The sequence below is a fragment of the Succinivibrio sp. genome, assembly GCF_045124615.1.
GTDB lineage: Bacteria > Pseudomonadota > Gammaproteobacteria > Enterobacterales > Succinivibrionaceae > Succinivibrio > Succinivibrio faecicola.
Map to the genome: position 1 here is coordinate 1 of NZ_JBGVMC010000376.1, position 15,595 is coordinate 15,595.

General features: G+C 34.2%; 13 protein-coding genes and 1 tRNA gene. 9 read left to right on the forward strand and 5 right to left on the reverse strand.

Annotated features, from left to right (window positions below):
- A partial coding sequence (locus ACJML3_RS09955) for a hypothetical protein (protein WP_406022850.1) occupies positions 1-352 on the forward strand: 352 nt, incomplete at its 5' end.
- Positions 353-572: 220 nt separating this feature from the next.
- On the opposite strand, the gene ACJML3_RS09960 is transcribed toward ACJML3_RS09955, so the two are convergent.
- Positions 573-648 (reverse strand) — tRNA-Thr (locus ACJML3_RS09960).
- A 96-nt stretch (positions 649-744) separates the two neighbouring features.
- Here ACJML3_RS09960 and tusA point away from each other — a divergent pair.
- The 3 genes from tusA (at position 745) to glyS (ending at position 4,153) form a co-directional block, all read left to right on the forward strand.
- A complete protein-coding gene (tusA, locus tag ACJML3_RS09965; protein ID WP_406022853.1) occupies positions 745-993 on the forward strand; it encodes a sulfurtransferase TusA in 249 nt (82 codons plus the stop codon).
- Positions 994-1,157: 164 nt separating this feature from the next.
- Positions 1,158-2,081: a glycine--tRNA ligase subunit alpha gene (gene glyQ, locus ACJML3_RS09970; protein ID WP_219938052.1), complete on the forward strand. Its 924-nt coding sequence runs from the start codon at positions 1,158-1,160 to the stop codon at positions 2,079-2,081.
- A 5-nt stretch (positions 2,082-2,086) separates the two neighbouring features.
- The gene (gene glyS / locus ACJML3_RS09975) at positions 2,087-4,153 is read left to right on the forward strand and encodes a glycine--tRNA ligase subunit beta (RefSeq protein WP_406022856.1); all 2,067 of its coding nucleotides are present in this window, start codon (positions 2,087-2,089) and stop codon (positions 4,151-4,153) included.
- A 1,296-nt stretch (positions 4,154-5,449) separates the two neighbouring features.
- On the opposite strand, the gene gyrB is transcribed toward glyS, so the two are convergent.
- Genes gyrB through ACJML3_RS09995 form a run of 4 tightly spaced genes read right to left on the reverse strand, consistent with a single transcriptional unit; the run spans position 5,450 to position 11,679 of the window.
- Positions 5,450-7,882 carry a DNA topoisomerase (ATP-hydrolyzing) subunit B gene (gene gyrB / locus ACJML3_RS09980; protein ID WP_406022858.1) on the reverse strand — a complete coding sequence of 811 codons (2,433 nt, stop codon included), beginning with the start codon at positions 7,880-7,882 and terminating at the stop codon, positions 5,450-5,452.
- Positions 7,883-7,902: 20 nt separating this feature from the next.
- Positions 7,903-8,991, reverse strand: coding sequence for a DNA replication/repair protein RecF (gene recF / locus ACJML3_RS09985; RefSeq protein WP_406022860.1), 1,089 nt, complete (start codon positions 8,989-8,991; stop codon positions 7,903-7,905).
- Between the two features lie 6 nt (positions 8,992-8,997).
- Positions 8,998-10,137, reverse strand: a complete 1,140-nt coding sequence (gene dnaN, locus ACJML3_RS09990) for a DNA polymerase III subunit beta (RefSeq protein ID WP_406022861.1) — start codon at positions 10,135-10,137, stop codon at positions 8,998-9,000.
- Between the two features lie 27 nt (positions 10,138-10,164).
- Complete coding sequence (locus ACJML3_RS09995; RefSeq protein ID WP_219937859.1) at positions 10,165-11,679, reverse strand: chromosomal replication initiator protein DnaA; 1,515 nt, start codon at positions 11,677-11,679, stop codon at positions 10,165-10,167.
- Positions 11,680-11,871: 192 nt separating this feature from the next.
- Here ACJML3_RS09995 and rpmH point away from each other — a divergent pair, with 192 nt between their 5' ends.
- The 5 genes from rpmH to mnmE form a co-directional block, all read left to right on the forward strand.
- Entirely contained in the window at positions 11,872-12,015 is a 144-nt protein-coding gene (rpmH, locus tag ACJML3_RS10000) for a 50S ribosomal protein L34 (RefSeq protein WP_021889726.1), read from the forward strand.
- Complete coding sequence (gene rnpA / locus ACJML3_RS10005; protein WP_219937860.1) at positions 12,008-12,364, forward strand: ribonuclease P protein component; 357 nt, start codon at positions 12,008-12,010, stop codon at positions 12,362-12,364. The genes rpmH and rnpA overlap by 8 nt, the downstream gene beginning before the upstream one ends.
- Positions 12,331-12,576, forward strand: coding sequence for a membrane protein insertion efficiency factor YidD (gene yidD, locus ACJML3_RS10010; protein WP_406022865.1), 246 nt, complete (start codon positions 12,331-12,333; stop codon positions 12,574-12,576). Before rnpA ends, yidD begins: the two co-directional genes overlap by 34 nt.
- Positions 12,577-12,608: 32 nt before the next feature.
- Positions 12,609-14,249, forward strand: a complete 1,641-nt coding sequence (yidC, locus tag ACJML3_RS10015; protein WP_406022866.1) for a membrane protein insertase YidC — start codon at positions 12,609-12,611, stop codon at positions 14,247-14,249.
- A partial coding sequence (gene mnmE / locus ACJML3_RS10020) for a tRNA uridine-5-carboxymethylaminomethyl(34) synthesis GTPase MnmE (protein ID WP_406022868.1) occupies positions 14,249-15,595 on the forward strand: 1,347 nt, incomplete at its 3' end. The genes yidC and mnmE, both read left to right, overlap by 1 nt.

Here is a 15,595-nt window from a genome sequence, read left to right on the forward strand (position 1 = left end):
AGATCATATTGAAGCTGATACATTAGGTGTATCTACAGAGCAAAGCTTTAACGCTAAATTATTCCTTTCTCTATTAGCTTCTGAATTTATGAATAGCTTTGGTCTAAAGGTTAAGAAGTGGAACGCAAGTGCTTCAGCTACTGAGCGTGTTAAATTAAAGCAGAATTCTTTTGATTTAACCATGAAAGATTTAGATACCCTTGAGTGCATTAAGGATGGTGACAATATTATTCCAACCACCAACCTGCTACAGCGCCACGACAATCTATTTAAAGCAATGGGAATTGATCCTATCGACCTAAGAAACTCTAAGTTAAAGCAAGGTTGCCTTGAAGATGGCTTTGATGACTAGCTGTAACTATGGAATTGCATTGGATAGTGTAAGATTAAAACCGAGATCTTAGGGTTCAGAATTAAATCAACAAAAATCAAATCTGTTCAAATTTTAACAAATATATCTTTTAGTTAATGTTACAAACAATACATTTAACATTAAGAACATTAAGGATATTATGTATTTTTTAATGATTTAATGTAGGAATTTTTCTAAGGAGTTTTTAGAGATTTAGAAGTGGTGCTGGTTGTAGGGCTTGAACCCACGACCCCCTGTTTACAAAACAGGTGCTCTACCAACTGAGCTAAACCAGCGAACGAGGACTATTATACATAGTTTTTTTTATTTGACAACAATTTATTTGAATTTCTTACAAAAAAGATTAAAATTTTTCTTGGATAGGAGAAATAATGGATATCATCACACTCGATTGCAGGGGAATGTGCTGCCCTGAACCACTCACACTACTTCGTAACGCCATCAGAAAAGCACCTGTTGGTCAAATTGTCGAACTCATTTCAGATGATCCCGTTTCTTTAAGAGACATTCCTGCTTTTTGCAAATTCATGAAGCATGAATTGGTATCTCTTCCTACTGAAGAAAAACCAAATACTTTCACAATAAAAAAACTTGTCGATCCAAAAGTTAAGAAAGTTTAGATAGTTTTTTTTTCATTTTTTTTACTGAATCAGAGAAATATCTAATCTATTTTTAGCTACAACTCACAAAAATCGTTATTTCATCATGTCTTCATGATAAAATAACGAAAGTTTTTTTATTTATTTTTGAGTAATTCTCATTTTTTTTGTTTAAGGTTTCAAAAATGTCAAACAAATACGACCTTCAAACTTTCCAGGGACTAATCCTAACTTTACAGGATTACTGGATGCGCCATGGTTGCATGATTGCACAACCATTTGATCTTGAAGTAGGTGCTGGTACATCTCATCCTATGACTTTCTTAAGATCATTAGGCCCTGAGCCAATTTCTTGTGCTTATGTACAGCCATCTAGAAGACCTACAGACGGAAGATATGGTGAAAACCCAAATCGTCTGCAGCATTACTACCAGTTTCAGGTTATTTTAAAACCATCTCCAGATAATATTCAGGAGCTTTACCTAGGTTCATTAAAAGAACTTGGTTTTGATCCAACTGAGAATGATATTCGTTTTGTTGAAGACAACTGGGAAAACCCTACTTTAGGTGCTTGGGGTCTTGGTTGGGAAATCTGGCTAAACGGAATGGAAGTTTCTCAGTTCACCTATTTCCAGCAGGTGGGTGGCTTAGAATGTTTCCCTGTTACAGGTGAATTAACATACGGCCTTGAAAGACTTGCTATGTATATTCAAAAGAAGAAGACTGTTTACGATCTCATTTGGGCTCATACAGCCAACGGTGATGTAACTTATGGTGACGTTTTCCATCAGAACGAAGTTGAGCAGTCAACATATAACTTTGAATATGCTGATACTGATTTCTTATTCAAGATGTTCGATCAGATGGAAAAAGAAAGTGGCGATCTTCTTAAATTAGAAAAACCTCTCCCTCTTCCAGCTTATGAAAGAATTCTTAAGGCAGCGCACTGCTTCAACCTTTTAGATGCAAGACATGCAATCTCTGTTACAGAAAGACAGCGTTTTATTCTAAGAATCCGTACTCTTTCTAAGGCTGTTGCTGAAGCTTACTATAAATCAAGAGAAGAGCTTGGTTTCCCAATGTGTAAAAACGGAGCTAAGAAGGACTAATAACTATGGTAACTAAGAATTTATTATTAGAATTAGGCACTGAAGAACTGCCACCAAAGGCTCTAAGAAACTTAGCTCAGTCTTTACATGATTCTTTTGTAAAGCAGTTAAATGATCAAGGCTTAAAGTTCTCATCATCTAAGTGGTATGCAACTCCAAGACGTTTAGCTTTATTCGTTGAACAGCTTGCTGATAAGCAAGAAGATAAAGAAATCGAAATCAAAGGACCTGCAGTTAAAGCAGCTTTTGATGTTGATGGTAATCCTACAAAAGCAGCTCTTGGCTGGGCAGCTTCAAATGGTATCGACATTAAAGAAGCACAGACACTAGAGACTCCTAAAGGAGCTTGGTTATATATTAAGACTGTTAAAGCAGGTAAGGCAGCAGTTGATGTTATCCCTGAAATGTTTAAAACAGCTTTAAAGTCACTTCCTATTCCTCGACTTATGCACTGGGGTGATAAGAAAGAAGAATTCGTAAGACCTGTTCACACTTTATGCATGATTTATGGTGATGAACTTATTGAAGGTTCAATCTTAGGCGTTACATCTTCTAAGACCATTAACGGCCACAGATTCCTTGGTTCACAAAAGGTAAATATTGCTTCTGCTGATACATATGTAGAACAGTTAAGAACTGAAGGTAGAGTAATTGCTGACTATGAAGAAAGAAAGCAGTCAATTATCTCTCAGGTAAAGGCTATTGCCGATTCAGTTAACGGTGTTGCAGATCTAGATGATTCTCTAATTGAAGAAGTAACTTCAATTGTTGAAGAACCACATATCTTCAAAGCATCTTTTGAAGAGAGATTCTTAAAGGTTCCTGCAGAAGCTCTTGTATATACAATGAAGGGTGATCAAAAGTATTTCCCAATCTATGATACAAACAAAAAGCTTCTTCCAGTATTTGCCTTTGCATCTAATATCAACCCTGACGATCCACAGTCACTAATTTCAGGAAACGAAAGAGTTGTAAGACCTCGTCTTTCAGATGCAGAATTCTTCTTCAACACAGATAGAAAGCATTCTCTTGAGTCATTATTCGAGAAACTAGAAACTATCGTTTATCAGAAAGATATCGGAACCATCGCATTCAGATCTAACTGTGTAGAGAGCCTTGCAAAATATATCGCAGCACAAATTGGTGCTGATGAGAATAAAGCAGCACGTGCAGCTCATTTAGCAAAATGCGATTTAGCATCAACTATGGTAACAGAATTCACTGATACTCAGGGTGTAATGGGTATGCATTACGCTGAGTTAGATGGTGAATCAAAAGAAGTTTCAGATGCTATTTTTGAGCAGTATTTACCAAGATTTGCTGGAGATATTATTCCAACAAATAAGGTTTCTATAGCTGTAAGCTTAGCAGAGAAAATCATTACTTTAGTTGCCATTTTCGGTATAAATCAGTTACCTAAAGGTGATAAAGATCCATTCGGTTTAAGAAGAGCTGCTATTGGTGCTATTAGAATTATTCTTGAGAACAATCTTTCTATCAACTTCAAAGAGTTAATTAGTAAAGCATGCTCAATTCTTGGAGACAAGATCAAGGCTGCTGATAATGATGCTCAGGTTGCAAACTATGTTTACAACAGACTCAAAGCTTATTATCAGGATCAGAATATTGAAGCATCAATTTTCTTAGCTGTTCTATCTACAGCTCCTTCTGATTTATTAGATTTTGATAAGAGAGTTAAAGCTGTTAAGGCATTTAAGGCTTTACCAGAATCTGAGAATTTGGCTACTGCTTATAAGAGAATCAATAATATTCTAAGCAAGAATTCTCTAGCACTTGGTGAAATCAACAAGGCATTATTATCAGATCAGAATGAAATTGCATTAGCAAATGCTTTAGAAGAAGTATCTCCTAAAGTTAATGAGTTATATAAACAAGGCAATTATCAGGATGCATTAGCTGCATTATCTAATCTAAAAGATCCTGTTGATAATTTCTTTGAAAATGTAATGGTTAATGCCGATGACCAGGCTATCAAATGCAATAGATTGTCATTATTAAATTCACTACATGATTTAATTAGCAAGACTGCAGATATCTCTGTTTTATACTAATTATTCATATTGAATGATTATACCCGATAGTCCACAAGATTATCGGGTTTTCTTTTTACTAAGAAGACAACTCTATATAAATAAGATGGTAGTTCCACGTGGAACAATATTCATTAATTTATTCTTGTACAATTACTATTGAAATAGCAATACAATAAACAATGAATCTCTGATTACAGTTTCATTTTAAATTTCTCTTACAAATTTAATAATTAAAATATTTAGTTATAAGCTTAAAGTATCCAAACTGTTAAAGAAAAATAAAACTAAACTGCATAATCGTTTTTACACAAAAAGAAATGTGCCTGTACAGAGAGAGTAAAAAAATGATCCACAAAATATAAATTTCATTATGCAATAAAAGCATGTTCCACGTAGAACAATTTCATTAATTACAATCTGATTTGTCATAATAGATGAATTTAAGATAGAAATTTTTGTAATTTCGTGCGGTAGCATTCGATGGTTGATAATGGAAATAATATAATTCGTATAAAAAATTGTATCCAAAATCAATCCTAACCAATAAAGTACGTTATGAATATCATCTAATGATCAAGATCATCAACCAGATTTTTTGTACTTGCCTACAATATATAGAAAAAAAATTTTTCCTAATAAAATAAATAAGTAAAAATTCAAATTCAAAATGTATTTGTTCCACATGGAACGTTTTTCATTAATTCAAGGTGAGTTCTGCAATTATAAAATTTGGTATAATTTGTTCCACATTGAAGAAAAAGCTTAATTTTATTTAATCAAATATTTTTTAGTAAACAGTATGTGATGCTATGAGCAGATAATTCAAAATCAAATATTTTTTTGTTCAATATTCTCATACTTTATTAGAATACTTAAACGCTAAAATTTTTCTTCTTACAGTGTTCCACATGGAACTTTTGTCATTAATTATTTTGTTCCACATAGAACATTTTCAGCACTCGTATGTGGATACTTAAAAAGTAACATTTTTCTGATTATCTATACCAAAGATACTATCGACTATACGATTTTTATTTCAACGTTAGAACGAATCATATATAGCGAACCATGTTCCACGTGGAACATTAATTCATTAATTGACAAGATTAAAATCGCTTTGGTTATTTTTGAAGGTTATCTCTGAAGGTTATCCAGTTTGGTAATTCTAGTGATAACATCAGAGCTTTATTAAAACTATAGATCTAAATAGATTTATTTAGATAAAGAATGGTTGATGTTTGTTATTCAAAAAGGCCTGTTTAAAAAAACAGGCCTCTTTTACTAATGGTTATACATTGTTGTTTAGAAAGAGTATTAGATATCTAATGTTGCGTTAGCTGCATTCTCAGTAATAAATATCTTTCTATTTTCAACATCCTCGCCCATAAGTTCATTAAACAATCTATCAGCTTCCATTGCATCGGTAATACTTACTTTTAGAAGAGAACGAGTATCTGGGTTCATAGTTGTTTCTGATAGCTGTTCAGCCATCATTTCACCTAATCCTTTGTATCGCTGAATCGATACTCCAGTAAAGCCTTCTTTCATAAGTACCTCATATGCCTCATGGAAGTTCTTTACTGGTATTTCTTTTGATCGTACAAAGACATAACCCGTATCTTCGATTAAATCAGCTACCTTCATATTCATATTTTTCAGCATTATATAATCTGCTGAATTGAAGAAATGAAGATCTAAATTGTAGCTGTAATCTATTCCATGAACATGATGAATTACTACAGGATAATACAATCCTTCAACAGGATCCTGCAGAACGTCAGATTTAAAGAAAATACCTTCTGACATATTGTCAGGTAACTTCTTGATAAAAGAATCAACCCAAGCTTTAACATCATCTTTAGATGACATCATTTCTTTTGTTAATAAAGAATGATACATCAAGTTAATAATGATGTCCTTGTTATACTTTTGAGTTAACTTAGGAAGCTTAGTAATGATCTTATTATATTCAGTAAATAAAGACTCTAAAGGTGCACCAGAGATAGGAGCTGCTTCTTTATTCACATAAATCTGACCTGAGCTTACAGCCATATTTGTCTTATATTGCAAAGCTTCTTTGTCACTCAGAACATATACAACCTGCTTTCCTTTCTGATACTTATATAATGGAGGCTGTGCAACGTATACGTAGCCTCTTTCAATAAGTTCAGGCATATGTCTGTAGAAGAATGTTAATAAAAGGATTCTAATATGAGCACCGTCAACGTCAGCATCAGTCATGATGATAACTTTATGGTATCTGAACTTTTCAGGATCATAATCATCCTTGCCAATACCACACTCTAATGCACTTACCAGTGTTCCAATCTGCTGTGAATCAACGACTCTATCAAAACGAGCCTTCTCTACATTCAGAATCTTACCTCTTAAAGGTAAAACAGCTTGGAACTCTGAATTTCTGCCACCTTTAGCAGAACCACCTGCAGAATCACCCTCAACTAAGAAGATTTCTGATAACTCAGGATCTTTAGATCTGCACTTAGTCAGCTTATCAGGAGTAACATTTAGTTCAATCCCCCCCTTCTTACGAGACATATCACGAGCACGTTTCATTGCTTCGCGAACACGAGCAGACTCAATGATCTTTGAGCAAACTAAATCAGCATCTTTTGGATTCTCTAATAAGAAAGCTTCTACAGCATCAGATACGGAATTTGCAACAGCACCAGCAGCTTCTGAAGAAACTAATTTATCCTTAGTCTGTGAAGAGAACTTAGGATCAGGCATCTTTACAGAAATAACAGCTGTTAAACCTTCACGTGCATCATCACCTGATGTTGATACTTTATTCTTCTTTATGTAACCAGCTTTCTCTAGATGAGAGTTAAATACAGAAGTTAATGCTCTCTTGAAACCAGCTAAATGAGTACCGCCATCTTTTTGAGGAACATTATTTGTAAAGCAGTATACATTCTCTGTATAAGCATCAGTCCACTGCATACCAACTTCAACCTGAATGTTGCCATCGCAGTTTTTCTTAAAATGAATAACGTTCTGATGTAAAGGATTCTTGCCTTTATTTAAGAACTGAATAAACTGACCAATACCACCTTCATGATAGAAAGTCTCAGTTAATACAGGATCTTCTCTTAAATCAGTTAATGTAATTTTGATACCTGAATTTAAGAATGATAACTCTCTTAAACGTTTTGCTAATATTTTATATTCAAAAGTGGTATTTGTGAAAATAGATGGAGATGGCCAAAAGCGAACTCTTGTACCTGTGGTATCAGAATCACCTATCTGATGTAAAGGAGCTTCAGGATTACCACCGTTTAAATAAACCTGTTCCCAGATATGACCTTCACGGTTAATTGTTAACTCTAATCTATCCGATAAGGCATTAACAACAGAAATACCAACACCGTGCAAACCACCAGAAACTTTATAAGAATTTGAATCAAATTTACCACCAGCATGTAAAACTGTCATTACAACTTCTGCAGCTGAAACATGCTCTTCAGGGTGAATTGCAACAGGGATACCACGACCATTATCGGTACATGAAACGGATCCATCTTCATGAATAGTTACTTCGATATGATCACAAAAGCCTGCTAATGCTTCATCGATAGAATTATCAACAGCCTCAAAAACCATGTGATGAAGACCTGATCCATCGTCAGTATCACCAATATACATACCTGGGCGCTTACGTACAGCTTCCAGACCTTTTAAAACTTTGATACTGCCGATATTGTAATCGTTGTTCTTTTCTTCTGACATAAATCCTCTGTCTGTCGGTGTTAACTAATATAGTCTTTAATAAAAGCTGCAACATCAAGAAAAGAAGTACTTGAAGATTGTGGAAGCTCAATATTCTTAGAAATATTAGTTAAGAAAACTTGATTATCACCAGAAACTAAATGTTCTAATAATAATTGCCTTGAAGTGAGATCTAATTCGGAACTTAAATCATCGATCAGATAAATACAGCTCTTGGATGATAAACTTTTTAAAAGCTGTCCTTGAGCTAAACTCATAGCACAAACAAGTAATTTTAACTGACCTCGAGAAAGCATCTCACTTGCCGCAAACTGGTTGCATTTAATCTTTAAATCTGCGCGATGACAACCGTAGAAAGTATACCCTAAAAGTCTATCTTTTTCAATATTTAAGGCTAGCATAGAGCCTAGATTTGAGCCGTTTTCCCAACCTTTTTGATAGACAAAATCGAAGGCAAAATTTGGAAGAAATTTTGATAAATTCTTTTGCAAAAAAGGCAACAAATTATTCAGATATTCTTCTCTTTTTTTGGATATTATTTCTCCTGTTTCAGAGAGTATATTGTTCCAAAATTCTATATATTCATCTGATGCTTTTTGTTTTAATAAAGAATTTCTTTGGGCTAGAATCTTTTGATACTTATTCCATAAATCGATGTATCCTGCTTCAGAATAGAATAATCCCCAATCAATAAAAGCTCTTCTATACTCAGGCCCCCCCAGAATAAGCTCAAAGCACTGAGGATGAATAACTTGTACCGATAATTTGCTTACAATATCAGAAATTCTATTTGATGACTGATGATTTATCTTTATCTGTAAGGGCTTATTTCTTTCCCTAAAACGGCAAAGACCAACTTCATCTACATAAGATGAGTCATCATTAAGGATATGGGCATTTATAGCAAAAAAAGGCTCAGATTCTTTAATTAAAGACTGAAATCTAGACTGTCTAAAAGATCGACCAAGTCCAATGTAAGAAATTGCTTCTAGAAGTGATGTTTTTCCAGTTCCATTGTTACCGAAAATAACATTAAAGTTAGGAGAAGGCTCAATACACAGGGAAGATAAATTACGAAAATTCGTAATATTGAGCCTTTCGATTTTCATCTATAGTTAAACCACTACACGTGAAATTACAAATGCTCCGGTAATACCTTCCTCTAATTCATCGGTTTCAGGTTTAATTAAAACTGATGAGGCTGGATTAGTAAAGCATAATCTTACTTTTTCAGATTTAATAATCTTTAATACATCTACAACGTATGAACCATTTAAAGCAATTTCTGTTACATCTGAAATACCTGGATCTTCAAGTGTTGCACATGAAAGCTCATGTTCTGAGTTTTCAGCACGAAGATCTAATCTACCATTTGAGAAGTTAAATGTTACACCATTAACTCTCTTTGATGCTAAAACAGAAACCTGTCTGATAAGATTTGTAAGTTCTGCTTTAGGAAGCAAGTATTCAGTCTGAATATTATCAGGAATGGCCTTACGAATATCAGGATAACTGCAGTTAATAAGTTTTGAAGCTAATACATAACCATTACAAGATGTGAAAACATTATTCTTTGAGAATGTTAATTCTACTTCTGCTTCACTATCCTCCTTAATGATTGATGCTAACTGTGCTGCACCTTGCTTTGGAATAATGGCACCGAAAATACCACTTGCTACTGTCTGCTCCTGCTCAACAGATGTTCTTAGCATTGTTAATCTATGACCGTCAGAAGTATAGATATCTAAATTCTTACCATTAAATTCAAATCTAATACCTTTTAAGTAATCACGGAAATCCTCAGTGATAACGCAGAATAGAGAAGAATCAATGATTGACTTTAACTGTTTTTGCTTTAATTTGATTGTCTGTACTACACAATCTCTGTCAAAAGTAGGGAAATTAACAGCACTCTGTGTTCTTAATTCATAAGAAACTTTAGATGTCTTAATCTCTAATGTATTTTTATTTTCATTGAAATAAAAATCTACTAGAGATGAAGGATCAAGATTAGATAGAGTATCTTTAATCTTATTAGCGTTTACAGTAATAACACCTTCAGATTCAACATTCTGAAGAGATACACATGATTGCATCTCGATGTTATAGTTATTTGCTTTTAAAATCAGCTTGTTATCTTTTACTTCAAAATAAATATTCTTAGTAATGTCATCTTTATTAAGCGAAGAACCGGCTATTGAGGTAACAGAATTTATTGGCTCTTTAATATCTGACAATAAAACGCTAAATTTCATGATGTACTCCGTTACTTATTATTCTTTTTATTCTTTCTTCAATGACAATACTAATTTCTGATAGAGATCAGCTAATTCTCTGTCTTCAAGCAGACGCTGTTCAACTCGCTTAATTGCTTCATGCACAGAAGAATGATCTTTATTAAAAGATCTTCCTATATCTGTAGATGATAATTTAGGAATAAGCTGATGTCCAAGTGTCATAGCTATAGAACGTGCGGTAGATGTTAATTTTTTTCTTGATGCTGAATCCATGTCCTGAACAGTAACACCAAATTCTTTAGCAACACGATCTTTAATTGCATCTAAAGTTGTTGTCTGACTCTTTGAATTAACAAGATTTGATAAAGTTTTTACTGCTTCATCAAATGTAATCTGACGCTTTTCAACATCCATCTGTGACTTTAATGTCTTAACAGCACCTTCAAGCTCTCTAACTGATGAACGAATGTTATTTGCAATATAATCAATAACTGAATCAGGAAGGGTGATACCACATTCAGCACATTTTCTTTTAGCAATAGCAGCTCTTGTTTCTGGTGAAGGCGGATAAATTTCTCTACATACACCAGATCCGAATCTTGAAACCAATCTTGGAGAAAAATTCTTTAAGTTTCCAGGTGGAACATCAGATGCAAGGATAAGCTGTCTACCAGGTTTATCTAGGAAAGTAGCAATAATATCGAAGAATGTTTCTCTTGCCTTATCACCTTTTGCAAGTGACTGGATATCGTCCATGATGAATACGTCATGACGTGTAAATGTATCCTGGAAATGAATCTGCTGAGGATCAAAATTCTTCTTAGCCATAGAGTCAACATAGTTCTTAATAAACTCTTCGGCTCGAATATATACAACAGACTTATTTGGCTGATCCTGACGGATTTTATTAGCAATAGCCCATAAAATGTGGGTCTTACCTAAACCTGATGCACCATAAATATAAAAAGGGTTATAGGCTTCTGAGCCTGGATCGTTAGCAATTGACTGTGCGATTGCATAAACAAGTCTGTTCTCAGGATCAGTAACATAATTATCAAATGTTTTATCAGGATTAATATTGTCAGAATAGACTCTAGTATTTACGTTCTGATTAATATCATGATGATTATTCATTACCTGCTGAGGAGCAACATTCTGATTTACAAAAGAATTTTGTAAATTTTGCTGTTCACCAAAAGAATGCTGAGGGATACTTGGATTCTGATAATTAACAGGATTAGGCTGAGAATACATATTATTATCAGCTTGCATCATAGGCTGCTGTGGATTCATCTGGTTAATAGCATTATTTGCCATAAAAATCTGCATACCATAATGAGCATCACCAAGTAACTGATTGATTTTCACTAAAAGAATATATGCATACTGAGGCAATAGTTGAGATGCTAATTCATTATTGCATATAAAACAGATATTGTTTGATGATATCTGAATCATACACTGGTTGCCTATAACCTGAAGCATTGCTTTTTGTTGTAGATCTTGAAAAGAAGCGCATACATCTTCTATGGCTTTTTTCCAGATTTCCTGTAAATCCATGATAGTAATCCGAGACTAGTTCAAACATATAATTATAATGGGTCATTATTTTAGCATAAAAAAAGTATTGATCTCTATCCTATTTACAATGTAAAATGTCGTACTTTGTTTAAAAGGCAGATTTGTATTAATCACAGAACTGCTAGTTTTGAATGTAAATTTTAGGCGGTAGTACCGTCTTTGGAGTTTCAAATGAAGCGTACTTTCCAGCCAAACGTAACTAAGCGTAAGCGCACCCACGGTTTCCGTGTACGTATGCGTACTGCTGACGGTCGTAAGGTTTTATCACGTCGTCGTGCTAAGGGTCGTAAGCGTTTAACTACTGTTAATGGCTAATAATACCTTTCCTCGGTCAGTTAGACTGTTAAAATCCGAGGAATATGATGAGGTATTCAAAAACCCTGTCCGCGCTAGCGAACGTGGCGTGCTTGTTCTTGCTTGCAAGAACAAGCTTGAATACCCAAGATTAGGTCTGATAGTACCCAAGAAAGTTCTTAAAAGAGCTGTTTGGCGTAATCGAATTAAGAGAATTTCAAGGGATACATTCAGACTCAATCAGCATTCTCTTCCAAATATTGACCTGGTTGTAATGGCCAGACCAAAGATAGATGAATTCAGCAATTCTGAACTAAGTTCAGTATTAAAAAAATTATGGATACAAATATCTCACCGTTTGGAAAAGTAGCTATCCTACTGATTCGTTTCTACCAAAAGTATGTTAGTCCGCTCCTAGGACAGCATTGTCGCTTTTATCCAAGTTGCTCACAATATACTCTTGAAGCTATTCAGGAATGGGGTTTTTTTAAAGGTTCTTATCTTGGATTAAAGAGAATCTTAAGATGTCATCCTCTTAATCCTGGTGGATATGATCCAATTCCAAAAAAAACAAATTATTAACAACAAAAAGCCAAACATAAAAGGTTAATCCCATGGAACAACAAAGAAATTTAATTTTTCTTCTATTACTTTGTTCAGCCATGTTCCTATTTTGGGACTGGAATTCTGACAAAGCTACTTTAGCTCAGCAAGAAGAAGCAAAAATTCTTCAGGCTCAAAATCAGGATATTAATTCACTAACTGAGATCGGTAATACAATCAAAGTATCAAGTGATACATTGGAATTAACCATTAACTTAAATGGTGGCGATATTATTGATGCCAAGTTATTAAAGATTAAACAGGAACAGGATAAGGATGATCCTTTCAATCTTTTAATGACTAAGCCAGAATTTATTTATCAGGCTCAGAGCGGTTTAGCTGGAGCTGATGGAATTGATATTAAATCAAGACCTTTATTCAGTGCTGATAAAACCGAATACAAGATCAATGACGGCGATGAAAAGGTAGAAGCTGTTTTAACATATGTAAAAGATAACGTTACATATACTAAAACCTATACTTTAAACAAGAATTCATATGTTGTTAATGTTGATTATTCTATCAACAATGAATCAGAAAAGAACTTATCTTTATGCTTCTATGGTCAGTTAAAACAATCTGTAGATGATTCTTATCTAAAAGACGATAGTTCTTTCGGTATGGTTGCAGGTGCTTATAGAGGCACAGCATACTCTTCAGATGAGTCACGTTATGAAAAAGCAACTTTAGATGACATCGTTGATTATGCTGAAGACAATAAGAATTACAGAATTTCAACCAAGAATGGTTGGGTTTCAATGATTCAGCACTACTTTGTTTCTGCTTGGATAGGAAACAGCGAAAACGGTAATGTTATTTATTCAAGAGATACAGATCAGGGCAAGACAGCAATCATCGGTATTAGAACAAACAATGTTGAAATCAAGTCTGGCGAAAACAAAGTACTTGGTGGAAAACTTTGGGTAGGTCCTAAGAACCAAGAAGAAATGGCTTCAGTAGCTAATAATCTAGATCTTACTGTTGATTATGGCTGGTTATGGTTCATTTCAATTCCATTATTCAAGATCCTGAATTTCTTACACTCAATCATTGGAAACTGGGGCTTTGCAATTATTGCATTAACAATGATTGTTAGAGGTGTAATGTTCCCTCTTACAAAAGCTCAGTACACTTCAATGGCTAAGATGAGACTTTTACAGCCAAAACTTCTTGAAATCCGTGAAAAATATAAAGACGATAGACAGAAGGCTGGCGCTGAGACAATGAAGCTATACAAGACAGAAAAAGTTAACCCTCTTGGTGGTTGCTTACCTCTGTTAATTCAGATGCCAATCTTTATTGCTTTATACTGGACCTTAATGGAATCTACAGAATTAAGACAGTCTAGCTTTATGCTATGGATTACTGATCTTTCTGTAAAGGATCCATTCTTTGTATTACCAATTTTATATGGTATTACAATGTTCTTATTACAGAAGATGTCACCAACTCCAGTAACAGATCCTATGCAGAAGAAGATATTTATGGCAATGCCATTTATCTTTACATTCATGTTCTGTACATTCCCTGCAGGTTTAACTCTGTACTGGTTAGTATCAAACGTATTCACTATTTTCCAACAGTTTATTATCTTTAGATCACTTGAAAAGCGTGGTTTAAGTGTTAAGAAAGCTGCAGTAACTAAAAAATAATGAACAATACAATTGAAGATACAATTGCAGCAATTGCCACCCCTTTAGGCAGGGGTGGCATTGCCGTTATTAGGGTATCCGGTTCTAAAGCTTTAGAAGTTGCAAATATTCTTACTAATACAAATCCTGAGCCTAGAAAAGCCTATTTCAAGAAATTTAAACTTGGAAATGATATTCTTGATGAAGGAATATTGCTGTATTTCAATGCACCTAACTCTTATACAGGTGAGGATGTAATTGAACTTCAAGGACATGGCGGTATTGTTGCTCCAAAAAGACTGCTTGAAGCTATTCTATCAATAGAAGGTGTTAGACAAGCAGAACCAGGCGAATTTACAAGAAGAGCCTTTTTAAACAACAAAATGGATCTTACAGCAGCTGAGGCTGTTGAAGATCTTATATCTGCAGGTTCTGATTCAGCTGCAAAAGCTGCTCTTTCATCTCTTCAGGGTACATTTGCAAAAAATCTATATGAAGTAGCAGACAGACTTACTAAATTCAGAGTAAGACTAGAAGCTTGTTTAGATTTTCCAGAAGAGCATGAAGACTTCTTTGATTCAGGAAATTCAGAAAAAGAATTAACTGAAATAATAGATCTGACTTCTAAAACTATTCAAATTGCTTCTCAAGGTGTGAAGTTAAATGAAGGAGCAAGAATTGTTCTTTCAGGTTCTCCTAATGCAGGTAAATCAAGCTTACTAAATGCCTTATCTGGTACAGAAAAAGCTATCGTTACCAACATTCCTGGAACAACTCGAGACGTTTTAACGGCTAATATTGAAATATCAGGAGTACCAGTAATTATTACAGATACAGCTGGTATTCGCGATACACCAAGCGATGAAATCGAAAGAATTGGTATTCAAAAAGCAATTGATGAATTAAAGAAAGCTGATCTTGTTTTATACATGATAGACGGTTCATCAGTACCTGTAGACGAAGAAGAAACTTTCAAAAAGATCTTTGAATTTGAAAAAGATGAAAAACACATTCTAATACTTGTTTCTAAATCAGATAAAGGAATGTGCGATGAATGTAAGGCTCTTTTACAAAGCGAACTATTCTCTTCATATAAGCAGATACATACATCTACTAAAACAGAAGACGGCTTAAATGAGCTTAGAAACGTACTAGCAGATGCTTTAGGTATTATGCCTATAGAAGGTGTATTTATAGCCCGTAGACGTCATCTAACAGCTCTACAGACTGCCTTTGAACATATTATCGTAGCAAAAGATAACTTACAGTTCGGTGATCTGGTTCTTTGTGCTCAAGAAATGAGAGAAGCTCAAGATTTCATCGGAAATATAACAGGAAAAGTTACTTCTGACGATATTCTAGGAATT

What these genes read in the sequence shown, in the direction of transcription:
- tusA (WP_406022853.1), top strand. Translation starts at nt 745, where the DNA reads ATGGATATCATCACACTCGATTGCAGGGGAATGTGCTGCCCTGAACCA.
- glyQ (WP_219938052.1), top strand. Translation starts at nt 1,158, where the DNA reads ATGTCAAACAAATACGACCTTCAAACTTTCCAGGGACTAATCCTAACT.
- glyS (WP_406022856.1), top strand. Translation starts at nt 2,087, where the DNA reads ATGGTAACTAAGAATTTATTATTAGAATTAGGCACTGAAGAACTGCCA.
- gyrB (WP_406022858.1), bottom strand. Translation starts at nt 7,882, where the DNA reads ATGTCAGAAGAAAAGAACAACGATTACAATATCGGCAGTATCAAAGTT.
- recF (WP_406022860.1), bottom strand. Translation starts at nt 8,991, where the DNA reads ATGAAAATCGAAAGGCTCAATATTACGAATTTTCGTAATTTATCTTCC.
- dnaN (WP_406022861.1), bottom strand. Translation starts at nt 10,137, where the DNA reads ATGAAATTTAGCGTTTTATTGTCAGATATTAAAGAGCCAATAAATTCT.
- ACJML3_RS09995 (WP_219937859.1), bottom strand. Translation starts at nt 11,679, where the DNA reads ATGGATTTACAGGAAATCTGGAAAAAAGCCATAGAAGATGTATGCGCT.
- rpmH (WP_021889726.1), top strand. Translation starts at nt 11,872, where the DNA reads ATGAAGCGTACTTTCCAGCCAAACGTAACTAAGCGTAAGCGCACCCAC.
- rnpA (WP_219937860.1), top strand. Translation starts at nt 12,008, where the DNA reads ATGGCTAATAATACCTTTCCTCGGTCAGTTAGACTGTTAAAATCCGAG.
- yidD (WP_406022865.1), top strand. Translation starts at nt 12,331, where the DNA reads ATGGATACAAATATCTCACCGTTTGGAAAAGTAGCTATCCTACTGATT.
- yidC (WP_406022866.1), top strand. Translation starts at nt 12,609, where the DNA reads ATGGAACAACAAAGAAATTTAATTTTTCTTCTATTACTTTGTTCAGCC.